The sequence below is a fragment of the Paenirhodobacter hankyongi genome, from assembly GCF_003664585.1.
In the GTDB taxonomy this organism is placed as follows: Bacteria; Pseudomonadota; Alphaproteobacteria; order Rhodobacterales; family Rhodobacteraceae; genus Rhodobacter; species Rhodobacter hankyongi.
Genome location: NZ_RCHI01000018.1, coordinates 38859 through 59398, shown reverse-complemented (window position 1 = coordinate 59398; position 20540 = coordinate 38859). Strand labels below are relative to the sequence as shown.

Here is a 20540-nt window from a genome sequence, read left to right as displayed (position 1 = left end):
TCCTTTCTTCACGTTGGATAGGCGCGGCGTAGTCTTGCCAGAATGGCGCGGCCGGGAGGGCCGAACATCTCGGCGGTTTCCTCGGCGATGGACCCATCGACATCGTCGAGGGCATTGCGGAGCCGCACGACGGCTTCGGTGTCGCCCGTGACCTCAAGATCACGGGAGAAGAACGCGGCATCGCCATCCTCTTCAGAGTCGACCAACTCCAGAAGCAACATGAACTTACCTCGAATTGTGGCGCCCGCGTCAGGCGCCGCACCGCGCGGGACGGCCCGAAACACCAGCGCCTGCGGATCAGGTCGCAGGTGCAGGGCAAAGGGCAATTCCACCGGGTCGATCACGAAATCGGTCCCCTGATGCGGTCCAAGCCGCGCGAAAAGCGACGGATGCCGCTTGGCGATACGCCGCACCACCCTAGTCAGGACGGGCTGCACGATCAGGCAGGACAGCCGGGCCGTGGCTGACACCACCGGGCGCGGCGTGCGGGGCAAAGTATCGGGGCTTGCGCTCATGACCGAGGCTTTCGTTTCGCCCACGGGTCAGAGCCGGCGCGGATGGCCACGCGGCCCCCGCCGCAGATCGCTGCGGACACCGGCGTCCACGCCCGCCTCCGCCAGCACGGTTTCTGGATGCACAACACCGTCCTAGCCCCGCTCGAACCGCGGGAAAAGCACGTGGTTTTCCAACGCAACATGCGCTGCGAGATCCTCAAGGAACCGATCCAGACCGGCATAGAGCGCCCGCCACGACCCGCAAGCGTGGTCCGGGGGTGTCAAGTTGCCGGTCATTTTGCGGATCCGCTCGATCGCTTCGGCGTGGTCGTCATGCTCGGCGCGCATCACAGCAACCGGCGGCCCGATGCCTGCCCCCCCGCCCGCCCGCATCGCCGGAAAGAGGATCATCTCTTCCTTCGCCATATGGCCCTCCAACTCGCGACCAAGAGCGGCCAGGGACTGCGCCAGATCTTTCGGGGATTGTTGATCCGTCGCATGGACCCTGCCGACTTTTTCGGCGAGGTCCAGCAGACCGGGCAATTCGGAGCGGTGACGCTCGTGATAGCGCGACAGGATGTGATCGATCAGGGCGCCTGTCTCGGTGGGGGCTTCGGCGGTAGGGGCGGTCATGGCAGAGCTTTCGGGATCGAGGGGTGTCCAATGCAATTGGCATTTGATATGCTGATTATAACCCTTAAATACGTACTGTAAATACCAAATCAAGGAGCGATTTCTTGCGCCTCACGTCCTTTACCGATTTCGGACTGCGCGTTCTCATGCGGATGGCGGGCAGCCCCGACCGCGCCTTCACCACGGCGGAACTGGCGGATGAATTCCGTGTGTCGCGCAATCATCTTGCAAAGGTGATCTCGTCGCTTTCTGGCGCTGGCTACCTGGAAACACGGAGGGGCGGCGGCGGCGGAGCGACGCTCGCACGGCGCCCCGAGGACATCCGGTTAGGCGATGTTGTTGCCTATCTCGAGGCGGATCAAGCGCTGGTCGAGTGTTTCCAGCCCGGGGGCACGGCCTGCACCCTTACACCACACTGCCGCCTGAAGGCGCGCCTCGCCGGCGCCGAAGCCGCCTTCCTTGCAGATCTCAACCGCAGTTCGTTGGCAGACTGCGTCTATCGCCCTCAACAAGCATGACCGACCGTCTGGGCCCTGTTGGTGGCCTGGAGGCGCGGGATAGCCATCGTCATTTCCGGGTTTCGCAACCGGTCGGCCCCCGTACCGTCGTGGACAGTGCCCGTCCACCGGCCCGAGCACTCCCAGTTCCTTGCGTATTTTGGAAGATGATTTGAGCTATTCATTGAACGCGTTGGTCCTTTTCGATCTGATTGAAGCGGATGCGGCGGGCGGCTATCCGACATGTTTGGTGTGAGACTGGCGAGGATTGCCGCAGATGATCCATCGGCCAACACCCGCCCTGCGCTGAGAGCCGAGCTCCCAAGCACGCACGTAGACGCATCATCGCCCGCGCTACTGGATCGTTTGAATAGGCTGTGCACTGCTACCACCCCATGCTTGAACGTCATCCGCAATCGGGTGCACGCTTTCATCTTCTGAAGTCTCCAGATCTAGGCGGGCATGATCGTTTTGGACAAGCCACGTCCAGAACAATTCATGCATTCGCTCTCTGCCACACGCAGCGCCCATGACGCATCGAGCCGAAACCGCGCCCGACATCTCACGGTCCTCAGGCCGGCGGTGCGCACGAGTACGGGGCGCGGCATATGCTGCGAACCTACATGCCGATCGAGTGATCCCTGGCCTCGTGACCGAGTTTGGCGCCCCTCCGATTGCGAGCAAGGCTGCACGCCCCTCGGTGGCAAGTGGTTCTTGGTCACCGAGCCCACTCGGCCAAGGCTGATCGCCAAAACTCCGACGAGCAATCCACCTTCGGCAAGCAGGCGATCCCTACGAGTATTTGGCGTGGCGGGAAGCGGTCTGCAACAAATGGCAGAACATGCGACGTGCAAAACAGCAACGGACCGCCGCAAGCCGAAGACTTGACATCGGACTACATATTTCACGGGCCCGACAGGACGCTTCTGCGCCCAGATGACCGCCCCGACCGATAGCCCCATTGTTCTGAGCTATTGGCAAGTTCTGGCCAGCCACTACAGGGAGGGGCAAACCGAAAGATTGTTTTGGCCGTCAATTCCTCCATCCTGTCGTATAATCACTTAGCGACAGGGGAGAGGAGAACGCGCCGCGGGTCTTGGGTGAGGGTAACGCATGCCGGTTCAGATTCACCACATTCGATATGTTATCGCCGCAGTTGAAAACGGCAGTTTTCGACGCGCCGCATCGACACTAAGCGTTCAAGAATCGGCTCTCAGTCGGCGCGTAGGTGAGCTCGAAGCCCGGCTTGGTGTTCCCTTGTTCGTCAGGAACCATTGCGGCGTAAAGCCCACCGAAGCGGGCGAGAAATTCGTCCGGCGCGGCCGCAACGCGATTGAGCAGATCCAACTGGCCCTGGCGGAGGCCCGTTCGGACGCTAAACCTCTCGAAGACACCCTCAGGATCGGTATCTTCTCCTCGCTCGCCTCGGGGTTCCTCGCCGATCTCATTCGCACTTTCGGTGCGGCCTATCCCAATGTGCAGCTCACCTTCACCGCGGCCAATCCGGCCAAGCAGGTTGCGGCCGTGCGCCGGTTTGAGCTGGATATCGCCTTCCTGACGGGCACCGCGCGCTGGGATGGGTGCGAGGTGCAACCGCTCTGGTCGGAGCGGGTCTTTGTCGTCTTGCCGGAAACAGACCCGCGCGGTGACGCCATGACGATGCATCTTCCGGATTTGCGCACCGATCGGTTCATCGTCACCCGTGCGCCTCCCGGCGAAGAAATCCACGACTTCCTGATCCAGCGCCTGGCAGCGCTTGGCCATCACCCCGATATCGTCCGGCATGATGTCGGGCGAGATGATCTGATCCAGCTGGTAGCACTGGGGCACGGCCTCACCCTGACCAGCGAGGCGACGATTGCCGCGAAGGCCCCCGGCGTTCGGTTTCGGCCGCTCGCGGACGAGTTGCTCCCCTTCAGCGCGGTCTGGGCTTCGCGAAACGAAAACCCCGCCTTGCTCATGCTGCTGGAGACGGCCCGTCAACTCTCGCTCGACGCGGCCTATCATCCAACGGCTGAGCCCGAAACCTGACACCGCCGGGGCCTGGCAGGGAGTTGTCCGCTAGGTTCGGACGCCCTTGCGCGCCTTGGCAAAGCCCCGATCGGTCGCGATGAACCTCTCCAGCATCGGCACGATGAGCCGCGCCGGGGCAACGGCCCCCTGCCCGCCTTCGCGTCCGAGGATTTCCCCATAGGTCACCAGATCGCGGTGCAGGCCCGCGGGCAGATCGATCGTCAGCTTGACCGGCTTGTCATCGGCAAGGGGCCCCAGTTTCAGATTGCCCATGTCATCCTCCGTAGGGTTCGAGCACGAGATCGCGGCTGACGATCACCCGCAACGGGAAGCCGGGCCGAATGGTCAGTGTCGGCGCGACGGCCAATTGGCGCTGGACGATCTGCTGTCCGGCATCGTTGACCGTGTCCACCGCACCGTCCTGCAGCGCTTGCAGAAGCCGGTCGTCATCATCGGTGGCGAGCTCCGCGGTGAAAGCGAGAAGCGTGGCAAGCCCTGCGGCCTTGGCCAGATCGCCCCAATGGTGATCGACACCGTCCTCGAGCCCGGCATAGCCCGCGGCATCGGCGCCCGGCAGGCGTTCGAGCACGATCGAGCGGCCATTGGGGAGGATCAGCCGGTTCCAAACCAACAGCACCCGGCGCTGGCCGAAGCTGACGCCATTGTCGTATTCGCCGATGATGCGGGTGCCCTGCGGGATCAGGAGCAGGCTACCGGTTGGGCTGTCATAGACGTTCTGGGTGACCTGCGCGGTGATCTGTCCCGGCAAGTCCGAGCGGATACCGGTGATAAGCGCCGCCGGGATCACCGAGCCTGCCTGAAGGATATAGGGCGAGGCCGGGGCTGCGATGCGGTCGGTTGTGACGGTCTGGCGATCGACAGACCCATTGAGGAAAGCCTGCTGGCGATCCTGCCCGACAGCCTCCGCCGCTCCGGAAAGCGCTGTGCCAACGCCCCCGAGCCCCGCGCCGCCCTGTGCACCCGGCCGGGTCTGGAAGAACAACCCGCTGGTGCGGGCTGCGTCCATCTCGGCCAACCGCCTTTGCTCTTCCGGGTCCACGGCGGGAGCAGAGATCGCCGGAGTGGCAATCGGCTGGCCCCGTTCCTGCGCGCTGTGGATCGCGCCACCGAGATCGCCGGGAAGCGCCGGCCCGAGACGCGGCACGGCATCGTAGCTGCCCGGCAGGTCCCGCAGCCCATCAGCGGGCTGGCGATTATCGGTGGTGATCAGCTCCTCGGGCCCGGCTCCACGATCGGGGCTTTGCAGCGCATAGATCAGCGCACCGCCAATCCCGAGCCCTGCAACGAGGCCAAGACCCGCCAGAACCTTGCGCGAAAGGCGCGTGACCCGGGGCGGATCGGCGCGCAACCGCATCGGCGCGGCGAGATCCTCTTCGGTGCCGGTGCTCGGTTCAGTCATGACCCTGCCTCGCTTTCGGCGCATCGGTGCTTGTGTCCGCCTGCGGTGCGAGACGCAGGATTTTCACCACCTGCTGGTTACGGCCGCTGCCGAGCCGCAACTCGGCGGCACCGAAGAGCCGGTCGACGATCAGCACGTTGCGATAGATGCGGCTGTTGACGATCTCGGGTTTCCCGTCCGAGCCGAGCACGAAGAGCGGCGGCATCTCGCCCTGTGCAATTCCCGCCGGAAAGACGACATAGACGCGGCGGCCATCATCGAAGACCGAGACCGGACGCCAGGGCGGCGCATCGCCCTGCAGCCCGTAGCGGTGGTTGCGCGCATTGAGCGGCGGGATCGCCGGCGTTGCCGCCGTGACCCGCTGGGGTGACGCGCGGCGCGGATAGGCCCAGGAGACCGCGGGCATCCAGGTTTGCTCGCCCGCGCGCAGCTCGATCAGATAGGTCCGCCGGTCGGTGGAGATCACCAGATTGGTGCTTATGTCGCTGCGCGTCGGTTTGACCAGCACGAGCACGCGGCGCGCGCTGCCCGAGCCGCTCTCGGTATCGCCGATGATCCAGCGGGTGGTGTCGCCCGCCGCGATCGGACCGGTGCCGGTCAGCGCCTCGCCGGGTTCAAGCGCGATGGTGGTGATCTGGCCGGGCGCGGCATAAACCTGATAGAGCGCCCCTTCCGACCAGGGATAGATCTGGATCGCGTTGAAATAACCGTCCCGGCGCGGTTCGACCCGGGCGGCAGCATTGGCGTTGGTCACCCGAGCCACGGGCGTCGCGGCGCTGACCCCGCCCCGGCTCGGGGTCCAGGCCGGCGGGGTGCGCAGGGCGCGGGGTTGATCGTCGGAGGTCGTGGTCCGCGTTGCCGGGAGCGGTGGCACCTCGTCGTCATAGGAGAACTCGGGCGCCGGGCGCGTGGCGCAGCCGGCAAGAAGCGACACGCTCAGCAAGGTCACGACGGGCATGGAGGAGGCATGGATCATTGGCTCATCTCCCGCGACCAGTCGATCGCGTTGACATAGAGTCCGAGGGGATTGGCGCGTAGGCGTTCGGGTGTGCGCGGCGGCTGGATCACGATGGTGAGGATGGCGGTCCAGCGCTCGGAGCGGGCGAGCTGGCCGCCCTCGTAATGCCGCTCGCTCCAGGCTACCCGGAAACTGTCGGGCGAGGCACGAATGACCGAGGAAACCTCGACCGAGACCTGTTCCTTGCCGACACGGGTGAACGGATCGCTTGCCCGGGCATAGTCGCCCAGCGCCACCGCGCCGCGATCGGTGGTGTAATCATAGGCGCGCAGCCAATTTTGGCGCACCACGATCGGATCGGCGGAAAGCCCGCGCACCTCTTCGATGAACCGGGCGAGATGGAAGGCGATCTGCGGATCGGTGGGCCGGTAAGTGGCGGTGGCGGCCTCGACCGCGCGCGCCTCGCCATGGCGGTCGATCTCGACCACCCAAGGCACGATGGTGCCGCGCGCCGATTGCCAGACCAGCGCGGCGGCGAATCCGGCGGAAAGAAAGAGCGAACCGAAGGCCATGAGCCGCCAGTTCCGGGCCTGCACGCGGGCGGAGCCGATACGCTCGTCCCAGACCTGGGCGGCCTTTTGATAGGGCGTTTCCGGTTCCGGGGTCTTGCCGTAATGGGGGGATGAGCGTTTGAAGAAGGTCATGAGCGATCCCTTTCCGAGAGGCTGATGGCGGCACCGGCGCCGTGGCTGTCACCTGCACGCAAGGCATGGCCTGCCGAGGTGATGCCGTGGCTCAGCGCCTGTTTGCGGCGCATGGATTTGGCCCAATCGGGTGGGCCGGACGAGAACAATGGCGCTGCTGCGGTTGATCCCTCGGCAATGGTACCCATCGAAGAGCTTCCGCCACTGGCGGCGAACCCTGCCTTGGCCCCGCTGGAATAGCTCTCCTTCGCTGCCTCACCTGTCCGCGTGGCAGCTTTGCGCAGCGGCGACGCCGCAGCGGACCCGGCAGCCCGGGCGACCCCGCCCAGCCCCGAGGCCACGCCGGATACGTCGGACTGGCCGATGGAACCAAGCGAATAGGCGCTCGAGGCAGCACCTGCCGCGCCTATGGCTCCGCGCGATGACGCGACACCGCCAGAAACCGCGGCCCCAGCCCCGCGCGCCGCGAGCATGGCACCACTGCCGGTGGCGAGGGCCGCTCCGCCCACGGCAAGACCTGTTCCCACCGCTGCGCCCGCACCAAGTTGCGGCCCGCCCGAGACCAGGCCCGTGGCGATGCCCGGGCCGAATATGCCGAGACCCAGAAGCGAAAGCGCCGCGAGCACAATGGCCATGGCCTCGTCGATGGTCGGGGTCGCACCGCCGAAACCAGCGGTAAACTGCCCGAACAGCGTCGAGCCGATGCCGATGATCACGGCGAGAACCAGCACCTTGATGCCCGAGGAGATGACGTTGCCGAGCACCCGTTCGGCCATGAAGGCGGTCTTGCCGAACAAGCCGAAGGGGATGAGCACGAAGCCCGCGAGCGTCGTCAGCTTGAACTCGATGAGGGTGACGAAGAGCTGCACCGCGAGGATGAAGAAGGCGAGAAGCACCAGCGCCCAGGCGAAGAGCAGACAGGCGATCTGGACGAAATTCTCGAAGAAGGAGACGAAGCCCATCAGGTCGGAAATGCTTTCGAGGAGCGGCCGGCCGGCATCGAGCCCGGTCTGGGCCACCTGCCCGGGACGCAAGAGATCGCTGGCTGAGAAACTCGTGCCCGAACCCATCAGCCCCAGCCCCGCGAAACTGTTGAAAACGATCTGCGCGAGGCTGTTCCAGTTCGAGATCAGATAGGCGAAGGTCCCGACGAAGAGCGTCTTCTTCACCAGCCGGGCAAGGATGTCGTCATCGGCGCCCCAGGCCCAGAAGAGCGCGGCGAGCGTCACGTCGATCACGATCAGCGTGGTGGCGATGAAGGCCACCTCGTTGCCCAGAAGCCCGAATCCGCTGTCGATATAGGAGGTGAAGACTCCGAGGAAGGTGTCGATAACGCCGGTACCGCCCATGGATCAGTGCTCCGCGTCCCGAGACCCGGTATCGCGTCCGAGGAAGCGGTCGCGGGTCTCGGCCCAGATGGCCATGCAATCGGGATCATTGGCGGCGGCTTCGCCCATTTGCTGGCAGCGGCGTTGCCCCTCGCGCAGGGGATCGGCGGGGGTGATCGCTGGCGCCGCGGAGATTGCGCGCGGCGGCGCATCTTCTGGCCAGCTCATCGCGATCAAAGAGGCGGTGAGCGCGACGGCCAACAGCGCAACCGCCGCGACCCGGGTGAGTGTCCTGCTGTCCATGCGTCCCCTGCCCCTCGGTCTCAGTTGTGAAACATCTGGGCGGAGCCCGGCTGATAGCCGGTGCCCGGGGTCAGGAACCGCTCGCGCTGAACCCGCCCCTGCTCGGCGGCGGCGGCACGTTCGGCCTCGGCCAGCGCCTCGGCCCGACCGTTGGCGGCGGTAACGGCGGTGAGGTCGGCGATTTGCTGGGCTTGCAGCGCGAGGAGTTGGTTGCCCGCCTGCGTGGCCTGAAGCGCACCGACCGCGCTCTGGCTTTCGCCCACGAGGGCGGAGAGCTGAGCGCGCTGCGCGTCGATATTGCCGACGACACCGGCCTGTACGCGCATCGCATCCTGCAGCCCGCCCACCGTATTGCCCCAGCGGGTGCGGGCGTCGGAGAGCAACTGCGCATCGCTTGAGGACAGCGGGATATGGGCATAGTCCTGCTGGAACATCTGGTCGATCTGCTGCACGTCGAAGGCGATGTTCTGCGCCTCGGAGAGAAGCGTGCGGGTACGATCGACATTCTGCTGCAGCGCAGTCAACGCCGAATAAGGCAGGCTCGTCAGGTTGCGAGCCTGGTTGATCAGCATCTGCGCTTCGTTCTGAAGCTGGGATATCTGGTTGTTGATCTGCTCCAGCGCGCGCGCCGCGGTGAGCAGGTTCTCGGCATGGTTGGTCGGATCGTAAACGATGAACGGCCCGCTTCCGAAACCGAAGAGCGCATGCGCCGGCGGTGCCAGAAGCGGCGAGGCGCTCAGCGGCACGGCGAGCGCCAGCGCGAGCATCGAGACACGGGGGAGTTTGAAACGGGCAAGAGTGTTGGGGATCATGATGTCACCTCCTGATCGGGTTGGGGTTGTCGAAGAGCCCCGGCCTCGGGCACGAGGTTCGTGAGCTCCGGGATGAGATTGGCGGCCCAGTCGACCCCGCGGGCGCGCAGCCAGGCGGTGAGAAAGCCCCCTGCCCCGACCTCGGCGAGAATCTGGCCGATGCGGGCCTGATCGGATTTGGCCGAGGCGGCGCAGAGCGCGAGGCCGACCTCGCTGAGGCCAAGCTCGAAGAGCCGGTTGCCGCGCCGCGACTGGCAGTAATAGTCGCGCTTCGGCGTGGCACGGGCGAGGATCTCGATCTGCCGGTCGTTAAGCCCGAAGCGGCGATAGATCGCGGTGATCTGCGGCTCGATGGCGCGCTCATTAGGCAGCAAGAGCCGCGTCGGGCAGCTTTCGATGATGGCCGGTGCAATGGGCGAAGTGTCGATATCCGACAACGACTGCGTTGCAAAAACGACCGAGGCGTTCTTCTTGCGCAGGGTCTTGAGCCATTCCCGGAGCTGGCCCGCGAAGCTCTCATCATCGAGCGCAAGCCACCCCTCGTCGATGATGAGCAACGTGGGGCGCCCGTCGAGCTGGTCGCCGATGCGGTGGAAGAGGTAGGAGAGCACGGCGGGCGCGGCCGCAGTGCCCACCAGCCCCTCGATCTCGAAGGCCTGCACCGAGGCTGTCCCGAGGTTTTCCGCCTCGGCATCGAGCAGGCGACCATGGGCCCCACCCAGGCAAAAGGGGCGCAAGGCCTGTTTGAGCTCGTTCGATTGCAGGAGCACGGCCAACCCGGTGAGGGTGCGCTCGCCGACCGGGGCGGAGGCCAGCGAGTTGAGCGCAGTCCAGAGATGGTCTTTCACCTCCGGGGTGATCGTGATCCCTTCGCGAGCCAGGATCGCGGCGATCCAGTCCGCAGCCCAGGCGCGTTCGGAGGGCGCGTCGATCCGCGCCAGGGGCTGCAGCGCCACGGAGGTGTCATCCCCTTCCGTCAAGTCTCCGCCCAGATCGTACCAGTCCCCGCCCATGGCCAGCGCCGCGGCCCGGATCGAGCCGCCGAAATCGAAGGCAAAGACCTGCGCCTGGGCGTAGCGGCGAAACTGCAGCGCCATGGCGGCGAGCAGCACCGACTTGCCCGCGCCGGTCGGCCCCACCACCAGCGTGTGACCGACATCGCCGACATGGAGCGAAAAGCGGAAGGGGGTCGATCCCTCGGTCTTGCCGTAAAGCAGAGGCGGCGCCTTGAAATGCGCGTCCTCGGCATCACCCGCCCAGACCGCCGAAAGCGGGATCATATGGGCGAGGTTCAGGGTCGAGATCGGCGGCTGGCGGACATTGGCATAGGCATGGCCGGGCAGCGAACCCAGCCAGGCATCGACCGCGTTGATCGTCTCGACCATGGCGGTGAAATCCCGGCCCTGGATGACCTTTTCGACCAGTCGAAGTTTCTCGTCGGCAAGGCGCGGGTCATCATCCCAGACGGTGATGCTGGCGGTGACATAGGCCTGTCCCGCGAAGTCGGCGCCGAGCTCCTGCAGCGCGAGATCGGCATCGGCCGCCTTGTTCGCGGCATCGGTATCGACCAGCGCCGATTGCTCGTTGGTCATCACCTCGCGCAGGATGGCGGCGATGCTCTTGCGCTTGGCAAACCACTGCCGGCGCAGCTTGGTGACCATCCGCGTGGCCTCGAGCTTGTCCATCAGGATCGCGCGGGTCGACCAGCGATAGGGAAAGGCCAGCCGGTTCAGCTCATCGAGGATGCCGGGCGTCGTCGCGGTCGGAAAGCCGGTGATGGTGAGAACGCGCAGATGCGCCCGGCCGAGCTGCGGCTCGAGCCCGCCGGTGAGCGGCTGATCGGCGAGCAGAGCGTCGAGATAGATCGGCACCTCGGGAAGGCGCACGCGCTGGCGATTGGTGGAGATGGTCGAGTGCAGGTAGGTGAGCACCTCGCCATCATCGAGCCAGCGGCATTCCGGCATGAAACCGTCGTGCAGCGCCAACACCCGGTCGGAACGGTCGATGAATCCGCGCAGGATCTCATGGGCGTCCACGCCGGAGTGTTCGCGCCCCTCGTAGAGCCAGGTCTCGGCCCGCGCCGCATCTTCGGCGGGCGGCAGATAGAGCAGGGTCAGGTAATAGCCCGAGATGAAATGCATCCCCTGCTCCTCGAAGGCGGCCTTGCGCTCGGCATCGAGCAGCGCCGAGGCGGGATCGGGGAAGTAGCTCTCGGGATAGGTCGCGGCCTCGGAGCGTTGCGCCTCGACGAAGATCGCCCAGCCCGAGCCGAGCCGGCGCAGGGCGTTGTTGAGCCGCCCGGCGACGGCGACCAGTTCCGCCGCCACCGCGCTGTCGAGGTCAGGCCCGCGAAACTGCGCCGTGCGCTGGAAGCTGCCGTCCTTGTTCAGCACGATGCCCTTGGCCACCAGCGCCGCCCAGGGCAGGTAATCGGCCAGATGCGCCCCGCGGGGACGGTATTCGGAGAGGTTCATCACGCCCCTGCCCTCCTTCAGACCTGCAGATGCCCGGGCAGGCGCAGATGCCTGCGCCCGACCTCGACGAAAAGCGGATCGCGCCGCGCGGCCCAGACCGCCGCCGCGTGCCCCAAAAGCGCAACCGCGATCCCCACCAGCCAGAGCTGGAGCCCGAGGCCGATGGCCCCGGCCAGCGTGCCGTTCAGGATCGCGAAAGCGCGCGGCGCCCCACCGAGCAGGATCGGCTCGGTCAGCGCCCGGTGGACCGGCACGGAAAAGCCCGGCACCTCGGAGAGTTGCTCCAGCATCAGATCAGCGCCCCGCCGCCGAAGCTGAAGAAGCTCAGGAAGAAGGAGCTGGCGGCAAAGGCGATGGAGATGCCGAAGACGATCTGGATCAGGCGGCGAAAGCCCCCCGAAGTGTCGCCGAAGGCCAGCGCGAGGCCGGTGGTAATGATGATGATCACCGCGACGATCTTGGCGACCGGCCCCTCGATCGACTCGAGGATGCTTTGCAGCGGCGCCTCCCAGGGCATGGACGAGCCCGAGGCCCGGGCCGGTTGGGCGAGCACGAGGCTCACCCACGCGAAAGTGGCAGCCGTCGCTGCTTGGCGAGGAAGATGAAGGGGGTTCGGGATCATGCGCTGTCTCCTGTTTCGTGAGCGGTGGAAGTCGGGAATTCGGCCGGGAAAATCCGGTAATCGCCATCGGCGCCGAGCCCTTCGACCCGGGCGAGTTCGACGAGGCGGCGCCCCCCGCCGCGACCGGCGAGAACGGCGACAAGGTCGATGGTCTCCGCGATCAGGGCGCGTGGCACGGTGACCACGGCTTCCTGAATGAGCTGTTCCATGCGGCGTAGGGCCCCGAGCGCCGAGCCCGCATGAATGGTGCCGATGCCGCCCGGATGGCCGGTGCCCCAGGCTTTCAGGAGATCGAGCGCCTCGGCACCGCGCACCTCGCCAATCGGAATACGGTCGGGCCGCAGCCGCAACGACGAGCGCACCAGATCGGAGAGCGAGGCCACGCCATCCTTGGTGCGCAGGGCAACGAGATTGGGCGCAGCACATTGCAGCTCGCGCGTATCCTCGATGATGACAACGCGCTCCTGCGTGCTTGCCAATTCGGCGAGGAGCGCATTGGTCAGCGTGGTCTTGCCAGTCGAGGTGCCGCCCGCGACCAGGATATTGGCGCGCCCGACAACGGCAGCCCGCAACACCCGGGCCTGTTCGGGCGTCATCACCTCGGACGCCACGTAGTCATCGAGCGTGAACACGGCGACGGCCGGTTTGCGGATCGCGAAGGCGGGTGCCGCGACCACGGGCGGCAGCAACCCCTCGAACCGCTCGCCGGTCTCGGGCATTTCTGCCGAAACCCGCGGCGCACCGGCGTGGACCTCGGCTCCGACATGGTGCGCGACCAGACGGATGATGCGCTCGCCATCGGCGGGCGAAAGCGTTTCGCCAGTGTCGGCCAGACCCTCGGACAGCCCGTCGATCCAGAGCCGCCCGTCGGGGTTGAGCATCACCTCGACGGCCATGGGGTCTTCCAGAAACCGGGCGATCGCCGGCCCGAGCGCGGTGCGCAGCATCCGCGCGCCTCTCTTGATCGCTTCTGGTCGCCGGTCGTGCGCCGCCATGTCGTCCCCGTTCCTTTGCCGGACGCCTCCAACAGGCAGCCCTGGATCGGGGTCGATTAAGAAAGCCGGAACTGGCGCCGGTTCAACAGATGTTCAGACGGCGTAGGGCCGTGGCGTGCAACGACAGGGGAACGGCGAGAACGACCAAGTCCGGCCACGTGACTACTTTTCCAGCCGTTCTCTGTGCTTGGCCAAACGCATCCGGTGTTCATCATTCAATGCGAGCCGCCCTTCACATCGTAGAGCGGAAAGAGCATCGGCCGTTAGCCGTCTCGAAAAGAGCGGCGTGCCTTCGTCGGTGAAGCTCACCAAGGCGCGGTCAAACGCTGCGTCCCAAAGCGCTGAAAGCAGCAATCCATTATGCACATTGAGCCGCTCCTCATCGCTTTCGCATTCGCTCCAGGGAATGATGTGAGAGGCGCGCAACAACTCGGGCTCGGTAATTCCGGTCAAAGGGCAACGTCCGCGCCAGTAGCTCATCAGCCGCGCGCGAAAGATATCTTGGCCAACTCGTGCAATCACGAGCCGCTCGGCCTCCGTGGTTGCGGGCATACCTTGCACGGCGGCGCGAAACTCGGCAAATGGCGCATCGGGCAGCGCAACCCCAAGCTCATAGACCCGCGCCAACGTCGTATATAGATTGCCCAATTCGGCAAAGGCGAAGCGAGCAATCCCAGGACCTTTCAGCACAGCGTGAGTGGCACCCAACTCGGCTACTACGCCGGAATGATCGAGCGCGGCAAACCACGGTCCAACCGGACCTGCCGCAGCAAGCCAGAGATCACCACGCGCCGTGGTCGAGCCAAACCGCGCCCACCCCTCTGCCTCGCCCAACTCGCGCCGGTAGCCATTCTGCGCCGCGGCCTTGCGGCACTCTTCGCGGACCACAAAGGATTGTGGCGTTTCGACAATCATAGATCCACCTTGAACAAACGCTCAGAGCTCGGAGTCGAATGCATCTCAAGACGCATTTGTGGACCGTCCTGCAGAAAGTCAGGAGGCGCGGTTGTCGTCGTCACGATGTATTGGAAGGAGCATGGCGAGCTCTCGGATTCCCAGCCGACGACAAACTCGAACAACCTCCTATAAAGAGCGGCATCCAAGTCGGCCTCTCTTGGGCTGTCGTGAATAAGAAAGGCGGGCAAGGTGACCTTGTCTTCGGCGGCCATGTGCAAGGCCACCAAGTCGAACGCGACGATTTTCAATGAGTCCAAAGCCGCCGTTGAGATCTCTCCGCGCCCTGAGAATTGGACATCGGCGCGCAGTCCATTGCCATCGAGGTGCAACTTTCCTTCCGCCCCGCCTTGAAGCCATTGCGCGACAAAGCCTCTGAAACGCTGCTCGACGTCCCCGAGCGCCTTTTGTGCGCGCTCTTGTCCGGCCTTTACTTGAGCACGTAACACATCCAGCCGCAGCTGAGACGCCGATGGCTCGTTATTTTCTGCAGTTGCCTGCGAAAGCCTTCGAACCTGATCCAGACACTGCCGCTGGTGGACGATCCCATCCAGGATTTCTTCGCGGGCTTGCTCCACGGCCTCTTTGCGCTTCTCTGCTTGCTCTTGATCACGCTTAATTTGGCCGAGAGCATCATCAATTTGCTGTATCCGTGCGGTGAGCCGCTGCACCTGTTGTTCGGCGCCGCCGGCCTCTTGCTCTAGGTTTTGGGCTTTGTTCCGCTTGTCACTGATATCTTTTCGCAATTTCGTAGTATCACAGGGCTCCGAGGAAATTTTGCACCCGTCAACCAACACCTGATCCACGGGCACTTTGCACACCGGGCAGACCCGCACGGGAGCAACACTCAGGTCCATCACACCGATCTCAGCTTCACTGCGGAGATGCCCCGCCTCCAGGCGCTTTTCGCTTGCGGCCAGTGTCGCCGCAGCTCGCTCGTCGACCAAGCCCTGCCGCTCTTCATTCAGCGTTTCGCTTCGTGCCAAGAGCCCAGCGTAGTCGGGCGCAAGGGGCAACTCCGCCCGCATCGCTTCTTGCAGGGCAGCCTCGGCCAAGGAAATCAGGCCCTTCCTCTCGAGATCATCTTCAAAGCCAACGCTCTCGTCGACTCCGAACTCCCGCCGCAGCTCGGCCAACTCCTCGTCGCGGAGCAGTTTTTTCGCGTCGGTGCGCTTGCGCTCGGCGTCGACCGCCTTCGAAAGCTTCTGCGCTTCCTCCGCGGCCTTCCGTTCGTCGGCATCAATCGCACGCAGCGCCAGGCGCATCATAGCCAGTTTCGATGCGGCCCCAAGTTGCTGCGCCCGCGACCCTGTTTCGGTCTTGCTCGAACGCCAATCCAGAATGTCCGAAAGCCGACATTCCTGATCCCGGGTGAGCCAGGCGCGCAGAACATCCCAGATGCGATCTTCTCCGACATCCGCGGGCGCCTGCCCGGCGAAGCTCTCGAAGAACGCGCGGGTGATCACCTCGTCAAGCGACGTGAGATCACCTTCCACCCAGCCTCGCGTCAGACCCTCTTCGATACTGTCACAACGAACGACATAATCTCGGGCCAGCCCCCAATGCCGAAACGCCACCCAGCAAACCCCGTCGATCATCACCTCGGCGGCGGCAAAGCCGTTTGGGTAGTGCCGCATCATCCGCAGTTTTTGCTCGGGCGTGGCAAAGTGCGCCTCTCCAAGACACCCCCGGATCAGCCGACACAGGGTCGTCTTGCCGCTGCCATGCGCCAAGGCCCCGCTGCTGGACATGTCCGGCGTCCAGATGATGTTGAGGCCGGGTCGCAGGGGGATGTCGCGGATCGAGGTGCTGGGATCGGCGAAGAGCGCAACGCGACGCACCCATAGCCGGGGCTCGCGGCGGTCGGCCGGCGCGACGGGGGGCTTAAGCTCAGGTGCGAACAGATCAACCTGTGCCATGGCCGAACCTCAAAGGGTTAACAATGTCTGCAGCCCGAGTGGCCTCGGCAAGCCGCTGTTGATCCAATCGCCGGAGCGCGTTCAGAACAAATGCCGTGCGCTGCGCATTGGGCGAGTTCTCGTCAAGAAGCGAGGCGTCAAAATGCGCACCGCGCACCCAATCTCCCTCGGCGTTCTCGGTCAAGTTTCCAGAACGGGTCAGCTCTTGATAGACATCCCGCCACGCCGCATCGATGGGCGCCCTGAGCGGCGCGGCACCTCGTGGCGGTTGCGCTTCATTGCCCACGAGACGCAACCATGCGGCTCTGTCGGACCCGTTCAGGGATTCCGTCATGAGCGAAGGGGTCGCCGTGCTCTGCACAAGCAGGCGCGTTCGAGAGGCATCCTGCCGCGGATCGGCGAGCCAGAGGGCGTAGATCGCTGCGGCGCGCAAGCGGTTGCGCATATCTGCGGCGGCGGGCCATGCCCATGCCCCGTTGCCCAGATCTGCCAGCGGCGGCAGAGTGATCTGGACGGCCGTGTCTGAAACCGTCCGCGCAGCCGCAAGGTCGGGTTGCACGGCGCCGCCCACGGCTGCAAGCCTGTCCCAGGCCTCCATGATCAACCGCTGGGTCCGGAACTCCTGGAACTCGCGCAATTCAGCGTTCCGCAGAGCCTTGAACGTTTCAACGCCACAATCCTGCCCGAGCACATTGTCGGGATCGAGAATATAGAGCATTTCCTGCTGCGTCAGGCCAAACACCTCTTGCGCGACCAAAGCGTTGATTTCGGCGGCAACCACAGCCCGCTGGTCCGGGGCCTCAACGATATCATCTACGGAAGACAGTATTCTGGCTTCGACGGCTTCAGCGCGGAACGCCGCCATCTCCGGGCCGACCGCGCAGAGGGCGCAGACTTTTCGCGCAATCTCAATCGCCGCAGGTGTGGTCTCGAAATCACGCGGAAACGGCAGGCTGTCCATGATGGTATATGACATCTTCAGCGAAACTTTCTTTCGCACCAAGAAATCCATAACGATCGAATTGGCGACCCCGAGCCAAAGCAGGTGATCTCGCGGGTCTGCAGACAGAATAATTGTTGGGACTTTGTCTCCGCAAATCACACTTGGTGGGACTAGAGCAGCAGTTAATGCTCTCTGGTTCGTCGGGCTGGCCACATCGCCGAACCCGATCCGATACCGATACACCCGATCCCCCAGTTTCTCCGGTATCCGCTCATCGAGAATCCGCCATTGCGGCTGAATCCGCTTGCCCGCCGATCCAAAAGCAAAATCCTCCCACACCGCAGACCGGCCGCGCCCCGAAACGTAACCTTTTGCGCGATAGTCAAAGGCGTCGATCATACGCCCCTCGAAAACCGGCAACCCGTCAGAACCTTCCGTGAAGAGTTCCCGGTCGTTCCCCATGTGAGCTTCCGCCATGTAGTGACGGTAAGGAAGGCCCTCCACCTCGACGCCGAATTTCGGATATCGGGCATACATGCGCGCGCAGATGTCGATTTCCGACTGCGCCGCGAATTCCATGACGGCCACCGCCTCGGGCGAAAATTCCTCGACGACGGAAACCGGGATGCGCAAGGCACCGCCCGCCATGAAGGCTTGCAGCTTTTCGAGGCTGTTCACGCGAAACACCGAGTAAAGCTCTTCCGTTCTGCCGCCCTTCCAGGCGGTGTAGAGGCAGAACTTCATACGGGTATCGATCTTGTCGAACCATATCCCTTTCGTGTTCTCGAAACCCGCCAGATGGCTCAGATGGAAGTTGGAGAACATCTCCCGGCGGATCGCCGTCGCATTTGCCCCGTTGTAGAGCCCCTCGGGAACGAACTGCGCGGCCACCCGGCCGTCCCTCGTGGCAGCAAGGGCGGTTTCCACGAACATCCTGTAGACGTTGAAGTCTCCCTTGCCGAGGTTGCCTTCGGCGAACAGCCGGTATCGCCCGCTCGACTTGATGAAATGGACCGCCGCGTAAAGATCATTGCAATGGCGTTCCCAGCGCTCGGCGATGATCGGATCAGCGAGCAATATCCCGTAGGCTTCTCTTTGTTCATCCGGGGACATGCTGCGAATATTCGGATCGTAGACGGAGAAGAACTCCTTGAAGTCCGGGCTCATGGTGTCCCAGGGCGGGTTCCCCAACACCACGTCGAACCCGCCCCGGCTCATGACATTGGGGAACTCGAGCGGCCAGTGGAAGGCACGGGCGTGGGTTGCGGCCTCGGTCGCGGCGGCGAAGAGCGGGCCAAAGGGTATCACCCCGCGCAGCCATTCCCAAAGCGTGCCGGAGGTCGGAACCGTCTCTGCACCGCGCCGGGGCAACCCGTCGGGCCCGGCAAATTGCCCCCCCTCCGTCTTGGGCAGCAGGAAGGCCGCGGTATAGAGATTGCAGGCCTGCTCGAGTTGCCAGGCCCCCTGCCCCTCGGCAGTAAGTGCGCGCCAACGATCGGCCTTGGCCGCGATCTCGGAGACGCTGTCCTCGGGCATCTCGCGCAGGGTTTCGAAATCGCGCATCAGGTCGCGCTGCCGGTGCAGGCCAAAGCCTTGGGTGATGCGGTCGCGCTCGGCCGTTTCGCGGCGGTTCTTCTGCAGGTAATGGCGCGCCACTTTGGTGTCGTCACCGGTCAGCGGCTTGTAGGCCGCATCGGGGATGCCCTCTTGCAGCACGCTCAGGTCGAACACGCCAAGAAGTGCATCGCCACAGCGGATCTGCGCATCGAAAAAGCCAAGCGGTTTGCCGGGATCGACGGTCTCGATCCAGAGCGCAACCTTGGTGAGCTCGACCGCCATCGGATTGCGGTCGACGCCGTAGATGCAATTGCGGGCGACATCGCGCAGCGCGTGGCGGAAGTCCTCGTCCGACGGGGTGCCGTCGGCGCGGAGCCGGGCCAAGCGGCTGGCAATGCGGCGCGCGGCGGCCAGCAAAAAGTGCCCCGAGCCGCAAGCCGGGTCGATGACGGCCAGTTTGAGGAGCGCCCTTTCGGGGGCCTTTTCCTCGGTTTCAATGCGCGCCAGCACCGGATCGAGCGCGGTATCGAGGAGCGCCTGCACGAGACTGTCGGGCGTGTAATAGGAGCCCGTGGTCTTGCGCTGGTTTCCCTTCTGCTCGGCGGCATCGGTCGCAAAGACCAGCGCGCGGCCATCATCGCTGAGCTGCGGCTGCAGTTCGAGCAGTGTTTCATAGACCGAGCCGAGTTCCTCGGTCTGCATCGCTCGCCAGTTCACCGGGATCTTGCCGGATTTCCCGTCGAGCCACGAGAGATGGTAAAGCGCTTCCATGAAGGCGCGATTGCGCAAGCGGGCAGTTTCGAGATGGGGCAGCTTGTCTTGCGTGAAAAGCCCCCCGAGCGCCGGCAGGCCAAGCGCCTCTTCGCCGCGCGTCAGGGCTCGGAACACGACTTTGATGCCCTCGAAACGATCCGCGTGCTTGTCCCAGCTCGCCGCACGGAAGCATTGCTGGCGCAGGGCGGTGAGCGAGTAACCTTCGGCGTAGAGTTTCCGCGCTTCGAGTTTGGCATTGCGTGGATGGAGTTGATCGCGGTCTTCGGCCACCATCAGGAAGATCAGCCGGTAAACGAAGCGCAGCAACTCGTCCTTGAATGCGAGAATGGGGAACTCACCAGAGGCTACCCTTGCCGCCAGTTCCTGATTGGCCTCAAGAAAACCTGTGCCCAGAAGGCGCAGCGCGTCTTCGACCTGTCCGGCAAGGCGGTCACGCGCCACCTCGCCCTCGCGCGCGCCTGTCTCGCGCCAACGCTCGAGCGCGCAATCGGTGGCTGGAGTGCCGGAGGGGCCAAAACTCGTGCGGTGAATGAGCAGCCAGAGAACGGCGAAAGACGCTGCGTCTTCGTTCCCGAAGATCTGCGCCAGATCTGCTTCGATATAGGCAGGGCGCGTGAGCGAGGCATTGTCGCGCATCAGCCGGATCTTGGTGCCGTTGCAGGCCAGGCCCCAGAGATAATCATCTCGTTCGTTCAGGCAGTCTTGTAGCGCGAAAGCGGGCGAGCGAGAGCGGTCTGTCGAAAGCGTAGGGCTGCGTCGATCAAGCTTTTCTTCGCTTGGCGGCACGACGACAATCGGTACGCGAGCACCCGCCGAAAAAGCCAGCACACCCCCACTCGGCACGAGATCAGAAAAGCCAAAGGTCTCGGCAAGGAACTTGCCCAAGAAGCGACGCGTCGCGTCTGCCGAGGGCGCCTGCACACCAGAAAACTCGTCGAAATGCGATTGCCCCACACGGAAGGCCGTAGAGATTTCCTCGCGCAGAGTCAGGCCTTTGCGTACGCCGTAGGCTGCGCGGATTTCCTCGCTGTCGCGCTGAGCGGTTTCTGCAATTTGAGCGAGCATTGCCGGGGCAATGAGGTTGCCCTCGATGGTGATTGAGGGCCATGCCGACATATCAGTGATTTGCGGACGTGCCAT

General features: G+C 64.4%; 18 protein-coding genes. 2 read left to right on the top strand and 16 right to left on the bottom strand.

All coding sequences use genetic code 11. The features are described from left to right. Positions 1–8: 8 nt before the first annotated feature. Positions 9–515 (bottom strand): ubiquinone anaerobic biosynthesis accessory factor UbiT, encoded by a 507-nt coding sequence (gene ubiT / locus DYS74_RS15735; RefSeq protein WP_121534629.1) that lies wholly within the window; start codon positions 513–515, stop codon positions 9–11. A 132-nt stretch (positions 516–647) separates the two neighbouring features. Then, on the bottom strand, positions 648–1127 hold the full coding sequence (locus DYS74_RS15730) for a hemerythrin domain-containing protein (protein WP_121534628.1): 480 nt from the start codon (positions 1125–1127) through the stop codon (positions 648–650). A 104-nt stretch (positions 1128–1231) separates the two neighbouring features. Between DYS74_RS15730 and DYS74_RS15725 the strand changes: the two genes are divergently transcribed. Then, positions 1232–1645, top strand: a complete 414-nt coding sequence (locus DYS74_RS15725; RefSeq protein ID WP_121534627.1) for an Rrf2 family transcriptional regulator — start codon at positions 1232–1234, stop codon at positions 1643–1645. 1092 nt (positions 1646–2737) lie between these two features. Further along, positions 2738–3655 carry a LysR family transcriptional regulator gene (locus tag DYS74_RS15720; RefSeq protein ID WP_121534626.1) on the top strand — a complete coding sequence of 306 codons (918 nt, stop codon included), beginning with the start codon at positions 2738–2740 and terminating at the stop codon, positions 3653–3655. Positions 3656–3685: 30 nt separating this feature from the next. Here DYS74_RS15720 and DYS74_RS15715 read toward each other — a convergent pair whose 3' ends face one another. From DYS74_RS15715 to DYS74_RS15650, 14 genes are all read right to left on the bottom strand, one after another. Further along, the gene (locus DYS74_RS15715) at positions 3686–3910 is read right to left on the bottom strand and encodes a DUF2274 domain-containing protein (protein ID WP_121534625.1); all 225 of its coding nucleotides are present in this window, start codon (positions 3908–3910) and stop codon (positions 3686–3688) included. A gap of 1 nt (position 3911) precedes the next feature. After that, complete coding sequence (locus DYS74_RS15710) at positions 3912–5057, bottom strand: TrbI/VirB10 family protein (RefSeq protein ID WP_121534624.1); 1146 nt, start codon at positions 5055–5057, stop codon at positions 3912–3914. Continuing rightward, positions 5050–6033 (bottom strand): P-type conjugative transfer protein TrbG, encoded by a 984-nt coding sequence (trbG, locus tag DYS74_RS15705; protein WP_245965300.1) that lies wholly within the window; start codon positions 6031–6033, stop codon positions 5050–5052. The genes DYS74_RS15710 and trbG overlap by 8 nt, the downstream gene beginning before the upstream one ends. Further along, positions 6030–6719 (bottom strand): conjugal transfer protein TrbF, encoded by a 690-nt coding sequence (gene trbF / locus DYS74_RS15700; protein WP_121534623.1) that lies wholly within the window; start codon positions 6717–6719, stop codon positions 6030–6032. The genes trbG and trbF overlap by 4 nt, the downstream gene beginning before the upstream one ends. Beyond that, a complete protein-coding gene (gene trbL, locus DYS74_RS15695; protein WP_121534622.1) occupies positions 6716–8068 on the bottom strand; it encodes a P-type conjugative transfer protein TrbL in 1353 nt (450 codons plus the stop codon). Before trbL ends, trbF begins: the two co-directional genes overlap by 4 nt. A gap of 3 nt (positions 8069–8071) precedes the next feature. Continuing rightward, complete coding sequence (gene trbK-alt, locus DYS74_RS15690; RefSeq protein ID WP_121534621.1) at positions 8072–8350, bottom strand: putative entry exclusion protein TrbK-alt; 279 nt, start codon at positions 8348–8350, stop codon at positions 8072–8074. A 20-nt stretch (positions 8351–8370) separates the two neighbouring features. Next, entirely contained in the window at positions 8371–9162 is a 792-nt protein-coding gene (gene trbJ / locus DYS74_RS15685) for a P-type conjugative transfer protein TrbJ (RefSeq protein WP_121534620.1), read from the bottom strand. Beyond that, positions 9159–11639: a conjugal transfer protein TrbE gene (gene trbE / locus DYS74_RS15680; RefSeq protein ID WP_121534619.1), complete on the bottom strand. Its 2481-nt coding sequence runs from the start codon at positions 11637–11639 to the stop codon at positions 9159–9161. The genes trbJ and trbE overlap by 4 nt, the downstream gene beginning before the upstream one ends. Positions 11640–11653: 14 nt before the next feature. Further along, positions 11654–11926, bottom strand: coding sequence for a VirB3 family type IV secretion system protein (locus tag DYS74_RS15675; RefSeq protein WP_121534618.1), 273 nt, complete (start codon positions 11924–11926; stop codon positions 11654–11656). Next, positions 11926–12258, bottom strand: coding sequence for a TrbC/VirB2 family protein (locus DYS74_RS15670; protein WP_121534617.1), 333 nt, complete (start codon positions 12256–12258; stop codon positions 11926–11928). The genes DYS74_RS15675 and DYS74_RS15670 overlap by 1 nt, the downstream gene beginning before the upstream one ends. Continuing rightward, positions 12255–13205 (bottom strand): P-type conjugative transfer ATPase TrbB, encoded by a 951-nt coding sequence (gene trbB, locus DYS74_RS15665; protein WP_449295446.1) that lies wholly within the window; start codon positions 13203–13205, stop codon positions 12255–12257. The genes DYS74_RS15670 and trbB overlap by 4 nt, the downstream gene beginning before the upstream one ends. 210 nt (positions 13206–13415) lie before the next feature. Next, a complete protein-coding gene (locus DYS74_RS15660) occupies positions 13416–14168 on the bottom strand; it encodes an HNH endonuclease (RefSeq protein ID WP_121534615.1) in 753 nt (250 codons plus the stop codon). Then, positions 14165–16126: a hypothetical protein gene (locus DYS74_RS15655; RefSeq protein ID WP_121534614.1), complete on the bottom strand. Its 1962-nt coding sequence runs from the start codon at positions 16124–16126 to the stop codon at positions 14165–14167. The genes DYS74_RS15660 and DYS74_RS15655 overlap by 4 nt, the downstream gene beginning before the upstream one ends. Further along, positions 16113–20540 (bottom strand): Eco57I restriction-modification methylase domain-containing protein, encoded by a 4428-nt coding sequence (locus DYS74_RS15650; RefSeq protein ID WP_121534613.1) that lies wholly within the window; start codon positions 20538–20540, stop codon positions 16113–16115. The genes DYS74_RS15655 and DYS74_RS15650 overlap by 14 nt, the downstream gene beginning before the upstream one ends.

Excerpts from the sequence above, each read along its gene's own strand:
- DYS74_RS15720 (WP_121534626.1), top strand. The coding sequence starts at position 2,738 with ATGCCGGTTCAGATTCACCACATTCGATATGTTATCGCCGCAGTTGAA.
- trbK-alt (WP_121534621.1), bottom strand. The coding sequence starts at position 8,350 with ATGGACAGCAGGACACTCACCCGGGTCGCGGCGGTTGCGCTGTTGGCC.
- DYS74_RS15715 (WP_121534625.1), bottom strand. The coding sequence starts at position 3,910 with ATGGGCAATCTGAAACTGGGGCCCCTTGCCGATGACAAGCCGGTCAAG.
- trbB (WP_449295446.1), bottom strand. The coding sequence starts at position 13,205 with ATGCTGCGCACCGCGCTCGGGCCGGCGATCGCCCGGTTTCTGGAAGAC.
- DYS74_RS15710 (WP_121534624.1), bottom strand. The coding sequence starts at position 5,057 with ATGACTGAACCGAGCACCGGCACCGAAGAGGATCTCGCCGCGCCGATG.
- DYS74_RS15650 (WP_121534613.1), bottom strand. The coding sequence starts at position 20,540 with ATGGCACGTCCGCAAATCACTGATATGTCGGCATGGCCCTCAATCACC.
- ubiT (WP_121534629.1), bottom strand. The coding sequence starts at position 515 with ATGAGCGCAAGCCCCGATACTTTGCCCCGCACGCCGCGCCCGGTGGTG.
- trbL (WP_121534622.1), bottom strand. The coding sequence starts at position 8,068 with ATGGGCGGTACCGGCGTTATCGACACCTTCCTCGGAGTCTTCACCTCC.
- trbJ (WP_121534620.1), bottom strand. The coding sequence starts at position 9,162 with ATGATCCCCAACACTCTTGCCCGTTTCAAACTCCCCCGTGTCTCGATG.
- DYS74_RS15655 (WP_121534614.1), bottom strand. The coding sequence starts at position 16,126 with ATGGCACAGGTTGATCTGTTCGCACCTGAGCTTAAGCCCCCCGTCGCG.
- trbF (WP_121534623.1), bottom strand. The coding sequence starts at position 6,719 with ATGACCTTCTTCAAACGCTCATCCCCCCATTACGGCAAGACCCCGGAA.
- DYS74_RS15660 (WP_121534615.1), bottom strand. The coding sequence starts at position 14,168 with ATGATTGTCGAAACGCCACAATCCTTTGTGGTCCGCGAAGAGTGCCGC.
- DYS74_RS15670 (WP_121534617.1), bottom strand. The coding sequence starts at position 12,258 with ATGATCCCGAACCCCCTTCATCTTCCTCGCCAAGCAGCGACGGCTGCC.
- DYS74_RS15730 (WP_121534628.1), bottom strand. The coding sequence starts at position 1,127 with ATGACCGCCCCTACCGCCGAAGCCCCCACCGAGACAGGCGCCCTGATC.
- trbG (WP_245965300.1), bottom strand. The coding sequence starts at position 6,033 with ATGATCCATGCCTCCTCCATGCCCGTCGTGACCTTGCTGAGCGTGTCG.
- DYS74_RS15675 (WP_121534618.1), bottom strand. The coding sequence starts at position 11,926 with ATGCTGGAGCAACTCTCCGAGGTGCCGGGCTTTTCCGTGCCGGTCCAC.